Annotated in this window: 21 protein-coding genes; 11 read left to right on the top strand and 10 right to left on the bottom strand. The window is 31.4% G+C overall.

The window, feature by feature from the left end:
- Positions 1 to 53: 53 nt before the first annotated feature.
- The 3 genes from ACTPNM_RS08175 to ACTPNM_RS08185 all read right to left on the bottom strand — a co-directional run bounded on the left by ACTPNM_RS08175 (position 54) and on the right by ACTPNM_RS08185 (position 4,667).
- Complete coding sequence (locus ACTPNM_RS08175) at positions 54 to 3,029, bottom strand: AAA domain-containing protein (protein WP_440121310.1); 2,976 nt, start codon at positions 3,027 to 3,029, stop codon at positions 54 to 56.
- 297 nt (positions 3,030 to 3,326) lie between these two features.
- Positions 3,327 to 3,389, bottom strand: coding sequence for a DUF1508 domain-containing protein (locus tag ACTPNM_RS08180; protein WP_440122827.1), 63 nt, complete (start codon positions 3,387 to 3,389; stop codon positions 3,327 to 3,329).
- A 561-nt stretch (positions 3,390 to 3,950) separates the two neighbouring features.
- On the bottom strand, positions 3,951 to 4,667 hold the full coding sequence (locus ACTPNM_RS08185; RefSeq protein WP_440121311.1) for an RDD family protein: 717 nt from the start codon (positions 4,665 to 4,667) through the stop codon (positions 3,951 to 3,953).
- Between the two features lie 119 nt (positions 4,668 to 4,786).
- Here ACTPNM_RS08185 and ACTPNM_RS08190 point away from each other — a divergent pair, with 119 nt between their 5' ends.
- The 6 genes from ACTPNM_RS08190 to ACTPNM_RS08215 are packed head-to-tail and all read left to right on the top strand — an operon-like array spanning position 4,787 to position 10,918.
- Positions 4,787 to 5,752 carry a stage II sporulation protein M gene (locus ACTPNM_RS08190; protein WP_440121312.1) on the top strand — a complete coding sequence of 322 codons (966 nt, stop codon included), beginning with the start codon at positions 4,787 to 4,789 and terminating at the stop codon, positions 5,750 to 5,752.
- Complete coding sequence (locus ACTPNM_RS08195) at positions 5,745 to 6,596, top strand: hypothetical protein (RefSeq protein ID WP_440121313.1); 852 nt, start codon at positions 5,745 to 5,747, stop codon at positions 6,594 to 6,596. The genes ACTPNM_RS08190 and ACTPNM_RS08195 overlap by 8 nt, the downstream gene beginning before the upstream one ends.
- Before the next feature lie 4 nt (positions 6,597 to 6,600).
- Complete coding sequence (locus ACTPNM_RS08200; RefSeq protein WP_274641058.1) at positions 6,601 to 7,335, top strand: DUF4129 domain-containing protein; 735 nt, start codon at positions 6,601 to 6,603, stop codon at positions 7,333 to 7,335.
- 1 nt (position 7,336) lies between these two features.
- The gene (locus tag ACTPNM_RS08205) at positions 7,337 to 8,578 is read left to right on the top strand and encodes a DUF4350 domain-containing protein (RefSeq protein ID WP_440121314.1); all 1,242 of its coding nucleotides are present in this window, start codon (positions 7,337 to 7,339) and stop codon (positions 8,576 to 8,578) included.
- Between the two features lies 1 nt (position 8,579).
- Positions 8,580 to 9,584, top strand: coding sequence for an AAA family ATPase (locus tag ACTPNM_RS08210; protein ID WP_440121315.1), 1,005 nt, complete (start codon positions 8,580 to 8,582; stop codon positions 9,582 to 9,584).
- 2 nt (positions 9,585 to 9,586) lie between these two features.
- Positions 9,587 to 10,918, top strand: a complete 1,332-nt coding sequence (locus tag ACTPNM_RS08215) for a DUF58 domain-containing protein (RefSeq protein ID WP_440122828.1) — start codon at positions 9,587 to 9,589, stop codon at positions 10,916 to 10,918.
- Between the two features lie 48 nt (positions 10,919 to 10,966).
- Here the strand turns inward: ACTPNM_RS08215 and ACTPNM_RS08220 are convergent, their stop codons facing one another.
- Genes ACTPNM_RS08220 through ACTPNM_RS08230 form a run of 3 tightly spaced genes read right to left on the bottom strand, consistent with a single transcriptional unit; the run spans position 10,967 to position 11,931 of the window.
- Complete coding sequence (locus tag ACTPNM_RS08220; protein ID WP_274641055.1) at positions 10,967 to 11,293, bottom strand: CCC motif membrane protein; 327 nt, start codon at positions 11,291 to 11,293, stop codon at positions 10,967 to 10,969.
- Between the two features lie 14 nt (positions 11,294 to 11,307).
- The gene (locus tag ACTPNM_RS08225; RefSeq protein WP_237270938.1) at positions 11,308 to 11,601 is read right to left on the bottom strand and encodes a DUF2752 domain-containing protein; all 294 of its coding nucleotides are present in this window, start codon (positions 11,599 to 11,601) and stop codon (positions 11,308 to 11,310) included.
- A gap of 6 nt (positions 11,602 to 11,607) precedes the next feature.
- Complete coding sequence (locus tag ACTPNM_RS08230; RefSeq protein WP_121147422.1) at positions 11,608 to 11,931, bottom strand: YbaB/EbfC family nucleoid-associated protein; 324 nt, start codon at positions 11,929 to 11,931, stop codon at positions 11,608 to 11,610.
- A 140-nt stretch (positions 11,932 to 12,071) separates the two neighbouring features.
- Here ACTPNM_RS08230 and ACTPNM_RS08235 point away from each other — a divergent pair, with 140 nt between their 5' ends.
- Both ACTPNM_RS08235 and ACTPNM_RS08240 read left to right on the top strand, forming a co-directional pair.
- The gene (locus tag ACTPNM_RS08235) at positions 12,072 to 14,168 is read left to right on the top strand and encodes a S9 family peptidase (protein ID WP_440121316.1); all 2,097 of its coding nucleotides are present in this window, start codon (positions 12,072 to 12,074) and stop codon (positions 14,166 to 14,168) included.
- 114 nt (positions 14,169 to 14,282) lie between these two features.
- Positions 14,283 to 15,278, top strand: a complete 996-nt coding sequence (locus ACTPNM_RS08240) for a PLP-dependent cysteine synthase family protein (RefSeq protein WP_440121317.1) — start codon at positions 14,283 to 14,285, stop codon at positions 15,276 to 15,278.
- Positions 15,279 to 15,412: 134 nt separating this feature from the next.
- Here the strand turns inward: ACTPNM_RS08240 and ACTPNM_RS08245 are convergent, their stop codons facing one another.
- Complete coding sequence (locus ACTPNM_RS08245; RefSeq protein ID WP_440122829.1) at positions 15,413 to 16,342, bottom strand: ClpXP adapter SpxH family protein; 930 nt, start codon at positions 16,340 to 16,342, stop codon at positions 15,413 to 15,415.
- 226 nt (positions 16,343 to 16,568) lie between these two features.
- Here ACTPNM_RS08245 and ACTPNM_RS08250 point away from each other — a divergent pair, with 226 nt between their 5' ends.
- Complete coding sequence (locus ACTPNM_RS08250; protein ID WP_440121318.1) at positions 16,569 to 16,928, top strand: winged helix-turn-helix transcriptional regulator; 360 nt, start codon at positions 16,569 to 16,571, stop codon at positions 16,926 to 16,928.
- A 187-nt stretch (positions 16,929 to 17,115) separates the two neighbouring features.
- Here ACTPNM_RS08250 and ACTPNM_RS08255 read toward each other — a convergent pair whose 3' ends face one another.
- The gene (locus tag ACTPNM_RS08255) at positions 17,116 to 17,991 is read right to left on the bottom strand and encodes a hypothetical protein (RefSeq protein ID WP_440121319.1); all 876 of its coding nucleotides are present in this window, start codon (positions 17,989 to 17,991) and stop codon (positions 17,116 to 17,118) included.
- A gap of 135 nt (positions 17,992 to 18,126) precedes the next feature.
- Entirely contained in the window at positions 18,127 to 19,383 is a 1,257-nt protein-coding gene (locus ACTPNM_RS08260) for an exo-beta-N-acetylmuramidase NamZ family protein (protein ID WP_440121320.1), read from the bottom strand.
- Between the two features lie 136 nt (positions 19,384 to 19,519).
- Between ACTPNM_RS08260 and ACTPNM_RS08265 the strand changes: the two genes are divergently transcribed.
- Positions 19,520 to 20,755 carry an ABC transporter permease gene (locus tag ACTPNM_RS08265; protein ID WP_440121321.1) on the top strand — a complete coding sequence of 412 codons (1,236 nt, stop codon included), beginning with the start codon at positions 19,520 to 19,522 and terminating at the stop codon, positions 20,753 to 20,755.
- Between the two features lie 22 nt (positions 20,756 to 20,777).
- On the top strand, positions 20,778 to 22,136 hold the full coding sequence (locus ACTPNM_RS08270) for a pyridoxal-phosphate dependent enzyme (RefSeq protein WP_121147415.1): 1,359 nt from the start codon (positions 20,778 to 20,780) through the stop codon (positions 22,134 to 22,136).
- Between the two features lie 236 nt (positions 22,137 to 22,372).
- Here the strand turns inward: ACTPNM_RS08270 and lipA are convergent, their stop codons facing one another.
- Entirely contained in the window at positions 22,373 to 23,242 is an 870-nt protein-coding gene (lipA, locus tag ACTPNM_RS08275) for a lipoyl synthase (RefSeq protein ID WP_274641046.1), read from the bottom strand.
- Between the last annotated feature and the right edge of the window lie 34 nt (positions 23,243 to 23,276).

Raw genomic sequence — 23,276 nt, forward strand, 5'->3', positions numbered from 1 at the left:
CAAGTGTTGTACACTTTTTTAGTTATGATTTTTTTTGGTGTACAAAAACATAATTAGTTAGCCATTTCATAAATGTTTAAATGTCTTTTTAAAATTCCTGAAGGGGTGTTTTTGGTTTCATCAAAAATTCGAGTGTCTCCAAAAAGAATAAAGCTTTCTTTAGCTCTAGAAACCGCTACATTTAACATGTTAGGTTTGTTATCTTTTTCAAAAAACAAGGTTCCTTCATCATCATTAGAATATACAGAACTGAACAAAATAATATTTCGTTCTGCACCCTGTAATGCATGTACCGTACCTAGTTTTATATCGCTTACTTTATAACCTGCATCGGTTAAAGCTTTAGATAATTCTCCTTTTTGACTAGCAAAAGGGGTAATAATTCCTAAAACACTTTCAATAGAGTCTACATCGTATGCTTCTTGAATGGTTTCTTTGTTTTGCTGTAACCAAGAAATTATGGCTTTTACTTCACTAATGTTTTGACGACTGTTGTATTTGCGTTCACTAACTCCTTCTATATGATATGCCATCATGGATGGAAATGCTTGGTTTTCTTTCGCTTTCCCTTTCATGGGTTTTAAAATTCCATCGTACGCCAATTCGTTACAAAAACTAATAATTTCATCATTACATCGTCTGTGCTCTAACAAAACCAATCCTTGTTCTTTTTTTGCAGGTAGGGGAGTTTCAAATTCGCAGGCATTTTGAGCCATTTTCATAATGCTTCCGCTAGAAGCTAAAAAACCTAACTCATCTAAATGTGCGTCATTCTGATTTTCAATAATATCAAGACTTGTTAAGTTTCCTTGGTCAATTTTTTTAGGAATAGACCAAATAGGTTCTATTTGTTTTAAATCACCTATTACAAAGGCTTTTTGAGTTAATGAAAATACAGGGATACTTACTTCTGGAGTAACCTGACCTGCTTCATCAATAATTAACAAATCTAAAAAGTTGTATAGAGGTAAATATTCAAAAATAGGTTTTCCGTTTTCGTTTTCTCCTTGAAATTGACTGTATAAAAAGTGACTTGGTGCTGTATAGAAAGTAGCTACAAAACAGGGGGTGAGCATAGCTCTTCGTTTCCATTTTGCTTTAATAGCATATTCTCCTGTTCCTTTTTCGGTGTTTTCCTCTAACATTTCTCTGGTTTCTAGTAACCAGCGAGCTTCCCAATAATGGGTTGTTAATAAGAATGCTTTATGGCGTAAATCAATATCTAATTCATCATAAAAGAAACGCTGTGTTGCATCGTTAGAGTTTATCTTTTCATATTCATACGCCCACATTTGTTCTTCTGAAACAAAAGGAAATCCTTTGATGTTATTTTCGTACTTCCAATTTTTTAGGCTTAAATGCGATTGCAATAACAGATTTACATTGTTTGTACATTCTTTTATGTATGCTGCTGCTCTTTTAGTATCCAACAGTGTTTCAGCGTCAGCCTTAAAAATGTGTTCAGCATTTCTTGATTCAAACTGAGTTTCATCAATAAAATAGTGTTTTACTTTATCAATAAAATCAGTGTCTTTTGTCGATGTTTTTAAATCGTTTAAAACAGTTCTCCATTCTTGTAGCTTGGAGATTTTAAACGTACTTTTTTGAACAAAATCTTCTTCGTGTACAAGTATGCTGTTAATATAGTTTACAGCATTTATATAGTTTCTTGAGAAATCAACACCATCAGCTAAAATATTTTGAATACCAATAATTTCTTCCTGTAAATGGTTGCAAACATCGTCAAGTGAATTTGTTTGGGTATTGAAATACTGACAGTAGTTTGTTAAAAAATAGTATTCTGCTTCAGAGATATATTTTTCATTTTCTAGATTGCAAAGTGTTCCTTCATGGCCAAATAAATTTCCTTTTAAATAATTGATATTAGCTAGTTTTTTCTCACTTTTTGAACTGGAAGGAAGATAGGTAGCATATCCGTTAAAATCAGGAATCCAACGATTGGCTAATTCTCCCATCGTACTTTCAGAGTTGATAAAACTATCAATAATATTCGTTACGGCTTGGTTGTTGTTAGAGCATGCTAAAATTATAGGAGCTTCTTCTCCGTTAATAGCAGCTTTTACAAATTCGGTAGCAACTAAACTTTGCAATAGCGTAGTTTTTCCAGTTCCTGGAGGTCCGTTTACAGCGGTAACCGCATTTTCTTCGGCTACTAAATAGGATAACAATGTTTTACGTTGACTAACGGAAAGTGGGAATTTATTCGACATTTGTCCTAAATGCAAATGATTATAGACTAAAAATCCGTTATCGGTAATGGCTTCTTGTCTCTCTCTAGTATATGGATTGATGATTTTAGAGAGTACAGGTAACTCATCCGTATTTTTAAGTAAGTTTTCGTACAGAAATAAAATACTTTTTGCTGTTGAGATTTTAGAACTTAATGCGAAATAAGTAAGCTCATATTGTGTGGTATGGCGTTCTACTTGATAACGATATAGGTTGCTAAAAGTTATCGCAGAGAATACTTCGTTAATATAGTTCCAGTATTCATCCCAAGGTATAGGTTCTTCGCTATTTTCAAAATCGGGAGCATTTAGGTCTTTAGCATCTAAAACGGTGTCGATAGAAGAGAATATAAAATCGTTCTTAATATCTGCCATAGGAGTTAGATAGTTGCGAACAATTAAAGGAAAACCATCTTTTGGAGCTGATAATTGCCCTGAACGATTTACAATAGCACTAATCCAAAAAGGATGAATAGTACGTTGTTTAAATTTTGTGTTATCTGTTTGATATATTAAATGAAAAGGCGCTATTAATATTTTAGTTTCTTCTACCTTATGCCACTTAGGATTGTCTTTTTTAGCAATTCCTTTTAACCGATTAATTCTACGTTCTTCAACATCTAATAGTTGACTTGCTTGTTTAGAGTTGATGAGTGCATTGCTTAAATCGGATGATTTTTGATGAAAAAGGTTTTTTATTTTACTAATATCGATAGCTAAGTTTTCACTATCAGATAAGCTGTTTTTATAATATTGTAACCAGTTTTTTTCGTCGTTCATAGTTGTTCTCGTACCCTTGAAATGTGATTTTTTCTGTAAGAAAGGGTGCGAAAATACTATATTCAACGGGTGAAAAAATAGTTTTTGTTAGCTTTTTATTAACGAAAAAAGAGGAGAGAGGATAGTGGGTTTGTTTTCAGTAAATTAAAGGGTGTGATATGTTAAAAACACATTTTAACTCCAGAGATAGATTTTATTTCCAAACAAAAAATTTAAATAAAAAATATACAATCAAAACTGTACTAATAAGTAGTATAAGAATTTCCTTAAAAGCTTTTTTGTTTTCTGGGTTCATATTTATTTTTTTACAGAAGCTATATCATTTTTCATAGCATCTTTACTTGAATACATTTCACTAATTCCTTCTTTCTACTCTAATTTTTAGAAAGCTTAAAAAATACAGTAATAAGGATATGAACATAACAATGATAGCTATACTAAATTTATTTATATTTCTATACAATACAAAAAAACCTGTTAAAAACCATAAAAATTCGAAAGCTCCAGTTATATAGTAACTTATTACCTTTATTTTCTTTCCATTCTTTTTATTTAAAAAATTAAGCATAGAAAAGTAAATAGCGAATAACGAATATGCTATTACTATTATAAACTTTAATACTTGATTAAGAAAAGCTTCTTGATGGTAAATTAAAAATATAACTATTAATAATATTATTTGAATATAGTTTTCTTTTTTCATAGTAATTACCTTAGTTTCTTTCTAGTTTGATTATATCTAAAAGTTTTTGACCTCCCTTTTAGACCTATGTATTGTCTTTTAAAGGCATTTCCAGTTTCAGCAGCCCAAATACCAATTTCCGCTTCTGGAGATGACTTACTAAAAAACCATTTTAATTTAAAAAAATCAAAATGTTTTAAACTTTCTATTCTTTAAATAAAGGGATTTAATAGGATAGTTTATTGTTGCGCGTAATAATGATAGTCCTTAATCACAGTATCTATAAATTGAGCAGGTTTTTGCTCGGTAGTAATTCCTGTTAACTCAATAACTTTTGTATGTAGTTTTAAAATTACTTTATGATTTCTTTTCTTCATGGCATCTCTGTATACTCTTGTGATAGTATGAATATCATTATCACTCAATAGCGTTACCTGTGAATAGGTAGGTGTGTAGTTATCGACTACATCGCTTGCAATAGTATCTTTTAAAGTAATCCTTTTCTTTTCAGATATTACAGTAGTTCCTGCAGCAATATCTCCTAAACGTTGCCCTTTTCCGTTCAATAAAATTGTAAGAACTGCAACAGAGCCACTAGCTAAAGTAAAATCAACAAAACGTAGCAACCATCTAATTAAATAACTTCCAAAAGTAGGTTTAGAACCATCTAATTTAACCACTCTTATTTGGTTGAAGTATTTACCAGGTGTTTGCCCATTCATTAAAATTTCAAAAAGCAAGCTGTAGAAGAATACAGGCAGCCCTAATAAAACAAACAGACTCATATATTCCATACTCATAGGGATATCTAACATACCTATTATAATAGCAATGATAATGTAGTACCCAACAATAAATAAGGCATCGATTAAATAAGAACCGATACGAGTGGTAACATGAGCTACATTTTGACTAATAGCAATGTTTTGAGCTGTTTCTATTTGAAAATTATCCATGAACTAGTTTTTCACTTTTTTTTGTTGATATTTATGCAACTTTTTTTAGTTTAGCGAAGATAAAAATATTCTATGATTAGAGAAACTTCTCAACAAACATGCTTTAATTTTTTAAATACATGAGAGAAGCTGCTTTTGTAAATAAAAATAAAGAAAAGTGGCAACTTTTTGAAGATGTGCTGTATAACAAAAAAGTTATTTCACCAGATAAATTATCTGATTTATATGTGGAGTTGACTGATGATTTAAGTTACGCTAAAACCTTTTATCCGAACGGAAATACGGTGATATACTTAAATTCTATAGCTTCTGCTGCGCATCAAAAAATTTATAAAACTAAAAAAGAAAGCAAAAACAGGTTTGTTAGTTTTTTTAAAACGGAATTTCCTTTAATGTTTTATAGCTACCAAAAACAATTATTGATTGCGTTTTTAGTATTTGCTTTTTTCTCAATTTGTGGTGCTTTTTCAGCTGCAACTGATATTGATTTTGTCCGCCTTATTTTAGGAGACGGTTATGTAAACATGACCTTAGAAAATATTGAAAACGGTGACCCAATGGCTGTTTATAAAAAAGCCAATGAAGTTGATATGTTTATAGGAATTACTGTAAATAATATAAAAGTAGCCATGTATGCTTTTGTTTTAGGAATGCTTTTTTCGGTTGGAACATTATATATTATGATGCAAAACGGAATAATGTTAGGTTCGTTTTTGTATTTCTTTTACGATAAAGGATTGTTTTGGGAATCGTCAAGAACCATTTGGATTCATGGAACTATAGAAATATCAGTAATTGTTATTGCAGGCTGTGCAGGTTTGGTATTGGGGAATGGCTTGTTGTTTCCTAAAACCTATTCAAGATTAGAATCGTTTAAAAGAAGCATGAAAGACGGATTAAAAATAATGGTAAGTACCATTCCGTTTTTTATTGTTGCAGGATTTTTAGAAGGTTTTGTAACCCGTCATACAGAAATGCCAGATTGGTTAGCTATTTTAATTATTGCTACCTCATTAGCATTAATCATATTTTATTACGTCATTTACCCTGTTAAAGTTTATAAAAATCAACAAACCCATGCATAAAGAATACGTAGAGTTTAAAAAAGAGAGAGATTTAGGTAGTATTATTTCAGATGCTTTTAAATTTATACGATTAGAAGGAAAACAATTCTTTTTAACCATTTTAAAAGTAGCTACTATTCCAATTATAATAGCTGTAGCAGCTATGATTTATTACATGATGTCTATTTCATCAATAGTGAGTGACGATGCAAGTGGAGTTGCAGGAATGATGGGAGCGGTGTTTATTATGATGATAGCTTATTTAGTAGCTATCGTTTACATAAACTTAGCAGGTATGTATTATATTAAATCGTATATAGATAACAAGGGAGTAGTCAGACAAGAAGACGTTGTAACCAACACGAAAGCTAAGTTTTGGTCGTTTACAGGCTTTGGTATTTTAGCAGGGTTAATATTATTTGCTAGTGCAATGCTATGTGTGTTACCAGTGTTTTATACATGGCCAGCATTATCTTTAGGAGCTTCAATTTTAGTGTTTGAAAATGAAACAGCCTCTGGAGCAGTAGGAAAGTGTTTCAACTTTATAAGCGGGTATTTTTGGGAGGCTTTTGGGGTTGTTTTCGTTGTATCTATTTTAGTAAGTATTCTAGGATATGTGTTTCAAATACCAGCAACGATATATCAATTAATAAGTATGGGAATAGGTTCAGGAAGTGATGATCCAGCACAAGTTTTTGGATTTTTTGGAGATCCTATTTACTTGATTTTAAATGTTATTTCAATAGCAGGTCAGCTAATGTTTTATTCAATCACTTTAATAACCAACGTACTTTTATATTTTGATATTAATGAAAGAAAAAACCTTACTGGAACAATTGAAAGAATTGATAGTATAGGACAGTAATCTTTTGAAGCAGTTTCTTTTTTACATAACGTTTTTTATTTGTTCAATAACTCTTTTCTCTCAAGAAGAAAAAAGAGAAGTTAGGTATGATGATACTATTATTGAACAAAAAAAGTTTGATGCTCAAAAAATAGAAGAGTACAAGCAAAAAGATGAATTTATATACATCGTAGAAAAAAGAGAACCTACTATTTTAGAAAAAATATGGGATTGGTTAAAACGAACCATCATAAAAATACTCTCTTATATTTTTGATGATATTACTCCAGCAGTAGGATTTTTACGCGTTGTTTTAAAAGCGTTACCATATGTAATTGCAGGATTAGTGTTGTACTTTATTATTAAATTCTTTTTAAAAGTAAATGCACGTAATATTATTGATGGTAAAAAAAACAAACCTATTGTACACTTATCAGAAGAGGAGGAGTTGATTAAAGATAAAGATTTACCAAAGTTAATTCAGAAAGCAATTTCAGAAGGGAACTATCAGTTAGCAATACGTTATTACTATTTACTATTGCTAAAAAACCTGTCTGACAAAGATTTTATCTCTTGGCAACAAGAAAAAACGAATGAAGATTATATAAAAGAACTATCGTCAAAAAAGCAATTGCATAGCGATTTTAAAAAGTTAACTTACTTGTATGATTATGTGTGGTATGGTGAGTTTTCAATAGATAAAGAAAAATTCTTACAAGCGGAAAGTAATTTTAAAAACACGCTAGCTAAAATATACTAATTTGGATAAGAAACTAAAAATATACATTGGTTTGTTGGTGCTTATAGTACTCGGTATTTTTTATGTCGAGTCTGTAAAGCCTAAAGAAATCAATTGGTATCCAAGTTATGCAGCAAAACATAAAATTCCGTATGGTACATATGTACTGCATAAAGAAATGTCAAGTTTATTTCCAAAAAGTGAAGTAAAAGATGTCTATCAAAATCCGTACATATATTTAAAAGACGATAAGAATAATGGAACGTACTTTTTTGTTGATAATAAAGTAAATTTTGACAAAGATGAGTTGAATCAGCTTTTAGAGTTTACAGATAGAGGGAATGATGTATTTATAGCAACAAACGGAATTCATTTAGACACATTGCAGGTTCAAACAAGTTATTTAACAACTTCAGCGTTTGAAGAAAAAGCCTATCAAAAAATGAGTAACCCTATTTTTGGTGGAAAAGAATATCATTTTGATAGAGATTTTTCAAAGCTATATTTTTCTGAAGTAGATACTGTAAATACAACTGTTTTAGGTGAGTTGGTAGTAAGGAATGAAAATGATTCTATTATCAGTAAAAAACCAAACTTTATAAAAGTAAAACACGGTCAAGGAAACTTCTATTTACATACATTTCCACTAGCATTTACCAATTACAATATGTTGTTAGATAGCAATTATGAATATGTAGCTAATGTGTTATCGTACTTAAATAATCAGCAAAAAAATGAAGTGGGAGCTGGGGGAGGCTCTAATAGTAGAAGTGCCATTTTATGGGATACCTATTATAAAACAGGAAAAAGTAGAATAACCTCACCTATGCATTATATTCTGTCAACCGAATCGTTAAAATGGGCATATTATATAGGATTGATAGGGGTATTGTTCTTTATTATTTTTAAAGGGAAACGTAATCAGCGTTTAATTCCTGTAATTACTCCATTAAAAAATCAAACATTGGCTTTTACACGTACCATAGCCAATATGTATTACGAAAAATCAGATCATAAAAATATAGCTGAACATAAAATCAACTATTTTTTAGAGTATATCAGAATCAAATATAGATTATCAACCTTAAAAATAGATGAGCGTTTTTATAAAAACCTTGCCAACAGAAGTGGTAATTCAGAAGAAAAAGTAGTTGCTTTATTCAAAAAAATACTGCAAATACAATCAAAATCAAGTATAACCGAAGAGGATTTGGTAGCGTTGAATGAGGCTATTGAAGATTTTAAAGCATATAAAAAAGAGTAGGATGAATACAGAAAATAATCCAGCAGAAGTAACAAACGAACTATTTTCAAGCAGAGTAGACTTGTCGAAATTAAAAGAAGCTGTTATTAAAATAAAAGAACAGTTAGGAAAAGTAATTGTAGGACAAGAAGAGTTTATGGAATTACTGTTGGTTTCTTTACTAGCAGACGGGCATGTGCTGATTGAAGGTGTGCCAGGAGTTGCTAAAACAGTAACAGCAAAACTATTAGCAAAAACCATTGCAACCGATTTCAGTCGAATTCAATTTACACCAGATTTAATGCCTTCAGATGTATTAGGTACTTCTGTACTCAACATGAAAACATCTGATTTCGAGTTTAAAAAAGGTCCAATTTTCTCTAACATAGTGTTGATTGATGAAATTAACAGAGCGCCTGCAAAAACACAAGCAGCCTTGTTTGAGGTGATGGAAGAAAAACAAATTACAATGGATGGTGAGCGTTATGTTATGAATCCACCATTTATGGTATTGGCAACCCAAAACCCAATAGAACAGGAAGGTACTTATGCTTTACCAGAGGCCCAATTAGACCGTTTCTTGTTTAAAATAAATGTAGGATATCCTAACTTAGAAGAAGAAATACAAATTATCACAGCTCATAACGATCGTAAAGGAGCACTACCGCAAACTAAAGTGGAAGCAGTATTAACTGAATCTGAGCTATTAGAATACAGAAGCAAGGTTTTTGAGGTGTTGGTAGAAGAAAAGATTATTAAATATATAGCGCAATTAATTTCTAACACGCGTAACAATGCACATTTGTATTTAGGAGGTTCACCAAGAGCAAGTATTGCAGTATTGATGGCATCTAAAGCGTTTGCGGCAATTAATGGACGAGATTTTGTGATTCCTGAAGATGTAAAGAAGAGTATTTATCCAGTATTACGTCATAGAATTATGTTAACTCCTGAACGCGAAATGGAAGGGATGACAGCCGATAAGGTGATTGAAATGATTGTACAATCTGTAGAAGTTCCAAGGTAGTGATTCAATTCTTTAAATCGTTATACGTACACAATCGCTTTTTTATCTACATAAGCGCTATTTCGGCATTGTTTTTAATGTCGTTTTGGCTTCCTGCGTTGTATTCAGCAACATGGATGTTAGTATGGTTATTTGTGATAGCGATGTGTGTTGATGTGCTCATTTTATATCGATTTAAAAACGGGTTTTCAGCAAAAAGAATTGCATCAGAAAAACTGTCGAACTCTGATGATAATGAAATAGCAATTACGCTTGAAAATAACTATCCGTTTCAAGTTTTTATTTCGTTGATAGATGAATTACCTGCTCAATTCCAAAAAAGAGATTTTGAACATGCAATGTCTTTGAAGCCTGGGGAGAAATCAACTTATACCTACAATGTTAGACCAGTTGAAAGAGGAGAGTACAAATTTGGAAGAGTAAACGTATTTGTGTCTTCTTTTTTGCAGATGTTTTCTAAACGATATTCCTTTTCTGCGGAAGAAAGTGTGAAAGTATACCCGTCGTACATACAAATGAAAAAATACGAGTTTTTGGCAATGCACAATAACTTAACGGAATTTGGAATGAAGAAGATACGACGAATAGGGCATACAATGGAGTTTGAGCAAATAAAAAACTACATTCCTGGTGATGATGTACGTACCATAAACTGGAAAGCTACGGCTAAAAGAGCGGAGTTAATGGTGAATCAATATCAAGATGAAAAATCGCAACCTATTTACTCTATAATAGACTTAGGACGTGTAATGAAAATGCCTTTTGAAGGATTAAAGTTACTAGACTATGCCATTAACTCAACTTTAGCTTTTTCAAACATAGCCTTATTAAAAAATGATAAAGCAGGTATGCTTACATTTTCTAAAAAAGTAGAAAAAATAGTAGCTGCAAGTAATAAGAAAACAAATTTATCGGTAATAAACGAAGAGTTGTATAACATAACTACCGACTTTTCAGATGCTAATTTTGCATTATTGTATGCAAACATCAAACGAAAAATAAATCAACGTAGTTTGTTGATTTTATATACTAATTTTGAACATATATCTGCCTTAAAAAGACAATTACCGTATTTAAAAGTAATAGCTAAAAAACATTTGTTAGTAACCGTTTTCTTCGAAAATACTGAGTTAGACACTTTAATCACTGAAAATGCAGAAGACTTACAAAGTGTATATCACAAAACCATTGCAGAGAAATATGCTTACGAAAAACGTTTGATGATAAAAGAACTAGAGAAAAATGCTGTGCATGCTATTTTAACCAAGCCGCAACATTTATCCGTAAATGTAATTAATAAATACCTTGAGTTTAAAGCAAAAGGAATGATATAAAAAAAAGCGACCGTTTTGGTCGCTCTTTTATTTTTTATTGATGTAGAATTATTGTAGTTCTTGTAATCTTTCTTGTAATAATTCTGGATTTCCTAATGCATCCATTCCTATCATTGAAATAATCCAAATAATGTAAGCTATAAAAATAACGTTTAATATAATACCAACAATACCAAGTATTTTCCCTGTATTAGCATTTTTTACTCCCTCATACATATCAGGGTTTTCGTTATTCAATTTAATAGCTTTGTTACCTAAAACTAAAGCAATAATTCCTAAAGGTAGCCCAATAACTCCATAACAACAGCAAGTTACAATAGAGCATATACCTAAAACTAATGCAGTAGTTGAATTTGGTAGTTTTTGTTTTTCCATAGTTTTTCTAAAATTTAAATTAATTGATTCATTTTTATAACATAACTACTTACAATGATAATTATGTTAATAATAGCCAATATACTGATTATTTTTTGAGCATATTTTACTTTATAGAAGAAGTTAATACTAACAGCAATAGCTAACAGCAGTAAAGTATATATAGCAGGATACATTTTAAAAGCAGCTATAAACTCTCCATGGAAAACTAAACTTAAAGCACGTTGGATACCACAACCTAAACAATCAACTCCAAAGAATTTTTTGTTTAAGCAAGGTAACATGTAATCTTCTAATTGTAAAGGCATAGGTTATTATTTGAACATATCCATTCCAGGAATATTAGGCATTCCGCTTTTAGCAGCAACAGCCAATTCTTGTTCGTTAATTTCACCAGCACGTTTTAATGCTTTGTTTAGTGCTAAGATTAAATAGTCTTCTAATTCTTCTTTGTCTTCTAACAAAGATTCATCTACTGTAATAGCTTTAACTTCACGATTAGCAGTTACTGTAACTTTTACGTTTCCTCCAGCAATTGTTTCATCAATTAAAACAGTATCTAATCGCTTTTTTGTTTCTTCTACTTTTTGTTGGGCTTCTTGTAATTTACCCATCATTCCAGAAATATCTCCAAACATTGTTGTACAGTTTTTTATGATTTACTTAACAACAAAAATAGTATTTTCACAGGAAATATAAACCAACTTAAAAAATGAAAAAAATAATGCTATCGGCTTTGTTTTTTAGTCTTATTTTTGGTTCTTGCAAAAAACAAGAAATGAATAAAGATATCAAAGCCCCAGTTGCTGAAAAGCAACCGACTAAGTTAGAGAAACATGGAGATGTTCGTACCGATGATTACTTTTGGATGCGTTTAACCGATGAGCAAAAGAATGCTAAAGTTAAAGACGAGCAAACCCAGAAAGTATACGATTATTTAAATGCAGAAAATGCTTATTATGAAGAAATAACAAAAGAGACTAAAGAGTTTCAAGAAGAGTTATTTCAAGAAATGAAAGGTCGTATAAAAGAAGATGATGAGTCAGTACCATATAAAAAGGATGGATACTTTTACATTACACGTTATGAAAAAGGACAGCAATACCCAATTTATAGCCGTAAAAAAGAAACTTTAGAAGCTGAAGAAGAGATCATGTTTAATGTGAATAAAGAAGCAAAAGGGTATGATTATTTTCAGTTAGGAGGGCTAAATGTGTCTACTGACAATAAGATGGTTGCTTTTGCTACAGATACCGTAAGTCGTAGACAATATTTTATCAGAATTAAAAATTTAGAAACTGGTAAAGTTTACAAAGATATTATTGAGAATACCACTGGAGGTTCGGTTTGGACTAATGATAATAAAACATTGTTTTATGCTAAAAAAGATCCTGTAACCTTACGTTCTTCAAAGATTTACAAACATACTTTAGGTTCAGACGCATCTTTAGATGAATTAGTATATGAGGAAAAAGATGATACTTTTGGAGCTTTTGTTACCAAATCAAAATCTAAAGATTATATCATAATAGGTTCGTATAGTACGGTTTCAACTGAGTACCACGTATTAGATGCTAATAATCCTGATGGAGAATTACAAATAATTCAACCTCGAGAGCGTGATTTAGAATATGAAGTAGCACACTACGGAGATCATTTTTACATTAAAACCAATAAGGACGGAGCAACCAATTTTAAGTTGATGAAAACTCCTGTAGATAAGCCAGGAAAAGAGAATTGGGTAGATGTAATTCCACATAGAGAAGATACGTTATTTGAAGACTTCTCAATTTTTAAAGATTACTTAGTTTTAGAAGAAAGAAATGAAGGATTAAATAAAATCCGTATCAAGCGATGGGATGGAGGAGAAGACTATTATTTGCCTTTTGATGAAGAAACTTACTCAGCAGGAGTATATGGAAATCCAGAATTTGATACTGAGGTAATCCGTTACTCGTATAACTCAATGACAACTCCAAGCTCTGTGATTGATTTCAATATGAGAGACAGATCAAAAGAGATTAAAAAAGAACAAGAAGTTTTAGGAGGAAAGTTTGATAAAAACAATTATGTAAGTAAGCGTATTTGGGTACCTGCACGTGATGGTAAAAAAGTAGCGTTGTCAATTGTACATCATAAAGATACTAAGCTTGATAAAGGCACACCAATTTTACAATATGCATATGGTTCTTACGGATATACTATTAATGACGGATTTTCAACAACACGTTTAAGTTTATTAGATCGTGGATTTGTATATGCATTAGCGCATATTAGAGGAAGTCAGTATTTAGGACGTGAATGGTACGAAGATGGTAAAATGTTGAATAAGAAAAATACATTTACCGATTTCATTGACTGTTCTAAGTATTTAATTGATCAAGGATATACATCTCCAGAACATTTGTATGCAATGGGAGGTTCTGCTGGAGGACTACTAATGGGAGCTATCATTAATATGAATCCAGAGTTATATAATGGAATAATTGCTGCGGTACCATTTGTAGATGTAATTTCTACGATGTTAGATGACAGTATTCCATTAACAACAGGTGAGTATGATGAGTGGGGTAATCCTAATAATAAAGAATATTACGATTATATCAAGTCGTATTCTCCATACGATCAAGTTGAAGCTAAAGCATATCCAAATATGTTGGTAACTACAGGTTTACATGATAGTCAAGTACAATACTGGGAACCAGCGAAATGGGTTGCGAAGTTACGTGAGCTAAAAACTGATAACAATATGTTATTCTTACACACGAATATGGAAACAGGCCATGGAGGAGCTTCAGGAAGGTTCGATGCATTAAAAGAAACTGCAGAAGAATATACGTTCTTTTTAATGTTAGAAGGTAAGTTAAAAAAATAATTATATTTTTGCGCTCGATTGAGTGTAAGTGTCATTGCGAAAGCAACGAACAATCTCAACAGATTTTTCGTGTCTAATTTTCGTAATGACACTTTTTCTTATTTAAAGACTATAATGAAGAGACATCAAGGTATAACCAATTCAATAATAGATTTAGTAGGTCAAACCCCCATGATTCAACTGCATAGAATTACCCAAGATTTACCGGGTACATATTATGCAAAAGTTGAAGCTTTTAACCCGGGACACTCTGCTAAAGATAGAATTGCGTTGCATATCATAGAAACGGCAGAACAAAAAGGAATAGTAAAAGAAGGAGATATTATTGTAGAAACAACCTCTGGTAACACAGGTTTTTCATTGGCAATGATAAGTATCGTAAAAGGTTATCGTTGTATTTTAGCAGTAAGCGATAAGTCTTCTCAAGATAAAATAGATATGCTAAAATCGATGGGGGCAGAAGTGCATGTATGTCCTGCAAATGTTACACCAGACGATCCTCGTTCTTATTACGAAGTAGCAAAACGATTGCATAGAGAAAATCCAGGGTCTATTTATATCAACCAGTATTTTAATGAGTTGAATATTGAAGCACATTACAAGAGTACAGGACCAGAAATTTGGGAACAAACCGATGGAAAAGTAACACATGTAGTGGCTGCTAGCGGAACAGGAGGTACAATTTCTGGAACTGCAAGATATTTAAAAGAGCAAAATCCAGATATACAGATTCTTGGAGTAGATGCTATGGGATCTGTAATTAAAAAGTATCATGAAACTGGTGAGTTTGATGCAAATGAAATCAGTCCTTATAAAATAGAAGGTTTAGGAAAGAACTTAATACCTACTTCTACAGATTTTGATGTGGTAGACGTTTACGAAAAAGTATCAGATAAAGAAGCTGCTTTAAAGGCCAGAGAGTTAGTAAAAGCAGAAGGAATTTTCGCAGGATATACTTCAGGAGCAGCTTTACAAGCTACGCAACAATATGCTAACAATGACTTTTTTGATGAAAATAGTGTAGTAGTAGTAATTTTACCAGATCATGGTTCTCGTTATATGAATAAGATTTATTCTAATAACTGGATGAAAGAGCAAGGTTTTTTATAAGCCTTGTACGATAAAACTATAAAATTTCGCTTTTGTTTTTATACATAAGCAATAGCGGAATTAATGATGTAGTTTAAAATAAAACACCATTCATCTGGGGGGCGGTTGCTATTGCTTATGTTCAGTGCTAGGAGTTATATTTTTTTAACCTCCCACATAGCACCATTTTTAGTAGCAATTTTTTCTAAATATCCCTTTTTCATGAGGTCATTTAATAATTGTTCACTTTGTATTCTAGGAATCCCAGATAATTCTGAATACTCTCTAACAGTTAGTGAATTATATTTGTCGAATAAAGTTTTCCAGTCCTTAGCATATTCACTTTTAGAAATTGTAGATTGAATTTTTAAAATAGCCATTTCGTAGAAAGCATAAGCTTTAGAGCCGTATACGATTTCTTGGTTACCAGAATTGTCTTCAAAATACATTGTAGGAAAACCTCTTACTCTATAAGCTCTTGCTAATTTTAAATCTTCTTCAAATAATAATCTAGCTTTTCCTTCATAGTCAGTTTTTAATACATCAACATCAAGCCCCACATTTTTTGCAGCAGTAGCCATGTGCTCCCATTTAGCAATGTTTTTCTTTTTTAAGAATACCATTTCTCGCAGTTCCCTTAAAAACAAAATAGCTTTGTTTTTATCTTGTAACTGAGCAGCTTTAAAAGCGATTGAAGGAGGATAAGAAGAATCTAAAGGATCTTCTAACCATACATCACCATCTATAGGCATATCGTAGTAAACGCTAATTTCATCCCAATGATGAGCAACGTCTGAAGGTTTGCTTATTCCTCCACTGTTATAACTCCAATCAGGTAATAAACCACCCATTCTGTAATCAATTTCAATGTGTTGCCCATATTCAAGTTTTAATTTTCTTAATTGAGGCTCTATAGCCCAACAAGAAGAACAGATAGGGTCGGTAAAGTAAACCACCTTTATCTTGTTTTCGTTAGGTTGGTCTTTTTTTACAATAGAGTTTTCGGTACTATCATTTGCTACTTCACACATTCCTGTTTGCGGATCGCATAAAAGCGGATTTGCGTTCGATGTTTGTTTGTTCATGTTGTTTGTTTTTGACTGTCCTTTACAAGCTGCAAGATTCAACAAGGCAATAAATACTATTAATACATTAATATTTTTAACCATGTTCTTATTTGTTTTACAATTGATTCATAAAGCAAAACTATGGTAGATAACTAGTATATTTGGCATGAGTTTCCTAAAGGAAAGTACTTTCCTCTAGGAAACTACCTTAGTGATTAAAGAATAAATTGAAAGAGTTATATCAGTGAAAAAATCATTAATAAATAATACACCTATTTGTCAGGTTAGAATGCAGGCTATTAGTGATGCCATGAGTATATTATCCGGAAAATGGAAATTCCATATTTTAGGAACTTTGATAGAAGGTAATAAACTAGGGTTTATGGATTTATTGCGAGAAATAGATGGAATTGGATCGAAAATGCTATCAAAAGAATTACAAGATTTAGAAATGAATCGTTTGGTTAACAGAACGGTTAAAAATACCAAACCCATCACTGTTGAATATACCATTACAGAATATGGTAAAACGCTAGCTCCTTTAATTGATAATTTAGCAAACTGGGGAATTAACTATAGGCAATTGGTGTGTAAGGATAAATGACATAAGGTAGAAAAGGAGTGAAATATATCAGTTAATTTTATAATATTTTGCTATTAATCTTGTATAGCTTGAGTAACAGTTTTAAATTTAATTATTTTCGGTTAATAATAGGTGTTAGTTATTTCGAGCGAGATTGGAAGTAGCTGAATCCGCCATAATTGTAGTTATACGTTATTGTACACTGACTTTATTCAATCCGCTTTTCCCTTTTTTCAATTGAACTCATACTTTCGTTCAGAAGCTGTTTTATTTGAATCAATCTTCTACCTGAACTCAATATATTTTTTCTCCGTTGATACCTTAAACCTTTAGTCTGCTCATAGCTTTTCCTACATTCCATTAAGTTTTCAATGACAGGTAAAATTCTTTGGTCGTCAGAGTTTTTATAAGCAATCATTTCATCCATGAAAGGGATTATTATTGTATTATAAAAGATTTCCATATTCTGGTCACTTCCATTTTTTATTATTTCTCTCTGTTTTACTACAATATATTTATTTAGTATAGGCATAAGAGAATCATCTTCATTAGGTTTTAAAAAAATGTAATGATTATATAATTGAATTAATCTTTTTAAACAGTGATTCCAAGTGTCTAAGTATTTATTTAAGTCTGTGTGAAGTTTTTTATTTTCGTCTTTATGCTTTTGAAGAAAGTCTTCTATATTGTGTAAGCAGTTTTTTATATTTATAAAATCTTGCATCTTATCTTTATTGCTACCTTGTCTGTCAATTACCAATATTTGAAACAACGTTTTAAAGTTCAACTCTCTTAATTCAGTCATTTTTAATTCTGAAAATGTAGCTAAAGTCAAGTTTTTATGGAACCAATTTTTGGTGTTTTGAGAAGTTCTTGAAATAGCATCAACCTGTTTATCTATGAAAAATAATATTGATTTTAAGTTATAAAAGAAATACTCTTCTGTTTCAAAATTATTTTGAATTCTGTTTTTCCTTTCTTCTTGCTTTTTTTTGTTAAGACCTTTGTTAAAGACCCAAACTGAAAATAATCCTCCAATTAAGGCAGATATTAAAGGAATAATGATGTTTTTAATTATTTCCACTTATGATATGAGATATTTGTCGAATTTTTAGTTTTTATTAGTTTAGAATGGTTAAGATATTCTTTGTCTTTGTAAAAAAAATATAGCCTAGTAGCTAAGTTTTTTAAATAAAAGAGAGTTATGAGCCAAATTAAATTACTCATACAACAAATACTGCTCACGTACTTTTTTAAAATTATCTAAATCTTGTTGCCAACTAGCTTTAATTTCTTTTTCTGAAAGCCCTTGTTCAATTTGTTGTTGTAGCTTTTTAGTACCTGCTAATTTGGTGAAAAAATCATTAAAAAAATCCTTTTTAGGAGATTGTTGATACGCTTTTAACAACCAATTAAGGTCTAAGTTAGCTAAATGTTCAGAAGCGCTTAAATCTTCCCCAAAACACATCTTTTCTTTATGTTTTGGATGTTTTGCACCTTCATTGGGTTGTGGAGTAAAACTAAAGCTAGTTTTTTTTAAATGTGGTGAACCATAAATTTGAAACTGTTTGTCTGTTCCTCTTCCTGCAGATACATTAGTTCCTTCAAAAAAACACAAACTAGGGTATAAGTTTATCGAAACATCGTTTGGTAAGTTAGGAGATGGTTTTACAGGTAAGCTATATGTTGATTGATGCGTATAATTTTCTAGAGGAATTACGGTTAAATCACACTGAATATCATTGGCTAACCATTTTTCTCCGTTAATCATTTGTCCGTATTCCCCAATCGTCATTCCATATACAACAGGAACAGGATGCATACCTACAAAACTTTTGTGTTCAGGTTCTAAAACAGGTCCGTCAATATAATGTCCGTTAGGATTGGGCCTATCTAATAAAATCACAGGGATATTTGCCTCGGAACAAGCTTCCATTACATAATGTAGCGTAGAAATATAAGTGTAAAAGCGAGCCCCCACATCTTGAATGTCAAAAACAACAACATCAATTCCATTCAATTGTTCTGGTGAAGGTTTTTTGTTTTTTCCGTACAACGAAATAATTGGAATCCCTGTTTTTACATCTTTTCCATCAGCTATCGCTTCACCAGCATCAGCTTTTCCACGAAAACCATGCTCGGGAGCAAATACTTTTTGTACGTTAATTCCTTCGTAGTTATGTAAATAATCTACCAAATGATGTGTTACTTGTTTAGATCCCATAATATTGGGTGAAACTTCAGCTCGTTGTAATACTTGTAAAACGGAAGTTTGATTTGCAACAATGGCTATATTTTTATTTTTTAAAAGAGGAAGGTATTGGTCTGTTCTATCAGCACCTGTTTTAATTGTTTTTGGTTCTTCTTGTTTTATAGCTTCTTTAGCAGTAGATTTTTTTTGTTGTTGTGCACAAGAAGAAAATTGAAAACTGAATACTAAAAAAAGTAAAAAAACGTAATTAAAAGAAAGCTTCATCTATAAAAAATTAAAGCATAAAGGTACAGATTTCTATTTTTTAAGAATAATAAAAGTTAAAGAATTAAAACCTAGGTATTCTTCTCTTTCTTTACATAAGAATTAGTTACTTTTGGTTTTGTAAAAAAGAAAACATTTGAACTTCGAACTATTCATAGCAAAACGAATCATTGCTGGAAAACAGTATAAAAGCAGTATTTCATCACCAATTATTACCATTGCCACTATTGCCATTGCTCTTGGTGTAGCTATTATGTTAATAGCAGTGTCAATTACCTCAGGATTCCAGAATAAGGTGCGCGATAAAATGACAGGTTTTAAAGGGCATATTCAAATTGTAAATTATGATAATAATAATTCAGATGTTTCCACAGTTCCTATTGATATTAACCAAGAGTTTTATCCAGAATTTAAAAATATTGACGGAATAAAAAAAGTGCAACCTTTTGCCAATGTAGGAGGAATTATAAGAACCCCAACTGATTTTGAAGGAATTATTTTTAAAGGTGTTACTGCTGATTATGATTTTACTTTTTTTAATGAATGTTTAGTAGAAGGTCGTTTACCAGATTTTTCGCAAGATAGAAATAGAGAAATTCTAATTTCAGAATCCATAGCAAACCGATTACATTTTAAAGTTAACGATACAATTCAAACTTGGTTTGGAGCAGAAAATAGTAGTTTGAAGTTTAAGTCTAGAAAGCCAGTTATTGTAGGAGTATACAATACAGGTTTTGAACAGTTTGATAAGATTATGTTGCTGGGCGATTTAAGAGAAGTTCAAAAAATTAATCGTTGGAAAGATAATGAGATAGGAGGTTTTGAAGTATTGATTGATGATTATGATAAGCTTAAAGAAAAAGGAGATGAAGTATATACAAGTATTGGTGCAACCCTAAATAGTATTACAATTGTAAGTAATTATCCTGCTATTTTTGAATGGTTAAAGCTACTAGATAATAACGTGTGGTTTATTATCGGGATCATGGTATTAGTTGCAGGAATAAATATGGTAACAGCATTGTTAGTGCTTATTTTAGAGCGTGTACAAATGGTCGGTATTTTAAAAGCATTAGGAAGTGTAAATTGGAGTATCCGAAAAATATTTTTATACAATGCTTCTTACTTAATTTTAAAAGGGTTGTTCTGGGGAAACCTTATTGGGCTTAGTATTCTTTTAATTCAGAAATATACGAAGCTAATAAGTCTAGATCCTGAAACCTATTATGTGTCAACAATGCCTGTAGATATTAATTTCTTAGCTATTTTATTGTTGAATATAGGTACGTTAGCATTGTGTTTTTTAATGCTGATTGTTCCTTCATACATCATCACAAAAATCCGCCCTTCAAAATCCATTCGATTTGCTTAGTTTTGCATAACATTAATTAGATATGAAGTACGCAAAAAATATATTAGAAACTATTGGTAACACACCTTTAGTTCAGTTAAACTCAGTAACAAAAGAAGTAGATGCTTTAGTATTAGCTAAGGTAGAAACGTTTAATCCAGGAAACTCTGTAAAAGATCGTATGGCACTTAAAATGATTGAAGATGCCGAAGCAGATGGTCGTTTAAAACCAGGAGGTACTATTATTGAAGGTACTTCAGGAAATACAGGGATGGGATTAGCATTAGCAGCTATTGTAAAAGGGTACAAATGTATTTTTGTAATCTCAGATAAGCAATCTAAAGAGAAAATGGATATTCTACGTGCAGTAGGGGCAGAGGTAGTTGTTTGTCCTACGAATGTAGAACCAGATGATCCTCGTTCATATTATTCTGTTTCTAAACGTTTAGGTGAAGAAACACCAAACTCTTGGTATGTAAATCAATATGACAATCCGTCAAATGCACAAGCACATTACGAGCAAACAGGACCAGAAATTTGGGAACAAACAGATGGTAAAATAACACATTTTGTAGTTGGAGTAGGAACAGGAGGGACTGTTTCAGGTACAGCTAAGTTTTTAAAAGAAAAGAATCCGAATATTAAAATTTGGGGAGTAGATACGTACGGATCTGTATTTAAAAAATACCACGAAACAGGTATTTTTGATGAGAATGAAATCTACCCATATATTACTGAAGGTATTGGTGAAGATATTTTACCTAAGAATGTTGATTTTTCTTTAATTGATGGATTTACAAAGGTAACCGATAAAGATGCTGCTATTTACACCCGTAGAATAGCTAAGGAAGAGGGTATTTTTGTAGGTAATTCTGCTGGATCAGCAATTAAAGGATTGTTACAATTAAAAGATGAGTTTAAACCAGATGATGTAGTAGTAGTGTTATTTCACGATCATGGAAGTCGTTATGTAGGAAAAATGTTTAATGATGATTGGATGCGTGATAGAGGCTTTTTAGAAGAAGAAATTACTACTGCGGAAGATTTAATTAAAGATCATATAGATAAACCATTAGTAACTGTTCAAACAGAAGAATTAGTGTCTCATGCTATCGAAAGAATGCGTGCATTTAAAATATCACAAATTCCTGTAAGAGACGCAAATGGATTTGTAGGTTCTGTAGATGAATCAGCATTATTACATAGTTATTTAGAAGATAAAAACATAGCAGAAAAGCCTATTAAAGATGTAATGGGTAAAGCATACCCTACAGTTAAAAAATCAGCTTCTATTGATGAGGTTTCAAAGTTAATTAATAAAGAGAACCAAGCTGTATTAGTTGATTTAGAAAACGGTAAACATCATATCATAACTAAATATGATATTATTAGAGCTATTTAAGTAGCTTTATTATAAATATAAAAACAGGAAGCCCGCTCAATTGAGCGGGCTTCTTTGTTAATCAACTAATTCAAATAATTTACACAATGAAAACAATGTTACTTGCTTACGGTATTGTTGTTTTCAATATCTGTGCCAAAATTATAAATAAAAAGGCGTACTTTATTTAATTTTTAATTATTTGACATTTTTTTAACGTTAAACCGTTAAAAAGTTAAGGATATTTTAATTTAAGGTTAGCTAGCGTGTTTATGTGCTTTGTATGAAGAACGTACTAAAGCACCGCTTTCTACATACATAAAGCCCATTTCTAATCCTAATGTTTCGTATTTTTTGAACTGTTCAGGAGTTATGAATTCCTTAACAGGTAAGTGTTTTTTACTAGGTTGTAAATATTGTCCGATAGTAATAACATCTAATCCAACACCACGTAAATCTTTCATAGTTTGTATTACTTCATCTTCTGTTTCTCCTAAACCAAGCATAATTCCAGATTTAGTACGCATTCCGTTTTCTTTTAGGTATTTTAAAACACCTAAACTACGATCATATTTTGCTTGAATACGAACTTCACGAGTTAAACGGCGTACTGTTTCCATATTATGAGAAACTACTTCAGGTGCTACTTCAATGATTCGATCTATTAATTTTTCGTTTCCTTGAAAGTCAGGGATTAGAGTTTCTAAAGTGGTATTAGGATTTGCTCTACGAATAGCTTGTACTGTTTCAGACCAAATAATAGAACCTCCATCTTTCAAGTCATCACGGTCAACCGAAGTGATTACAGCATGCTTAATATTCATTAATTTAATAGAACGAGCTACTTTTTCAGGTTCATCCCATTCAACAGTATCTGGACGTCCTGTTTTAACACCACAAAATCCACAAGAGCGTGTACAGGTGTTACCTAAAATCATAAAGGTAGCAGTACCTTCTCCCCAGCATTCTCCCATATTAGGACAACTTCCGCTAGTACAAATGGTGTTCAGTTTATATTTATCAACTAGTCCTCTTAGTTCCGTGTATTTTTTTCCTACAGGTAATTTTACACGTAACCATTTTGGTTTTTTCGTTCTTTCTGGTGTTGCTAAAGTTTCGTTTGCCATTCCATAAAAATTGAATGGCAAATTTACGAAGAAA

It is taken from the genome of Tenacibaculum sp. Ill, assembly GCF_051938915.1.
Classification (GTDB): Bacteria; Bacteroidota; Bacteroidia; order Flavobacteriales; family Flavobacteriaceae; genus Polaribacter; species Polaribacter larymnensis.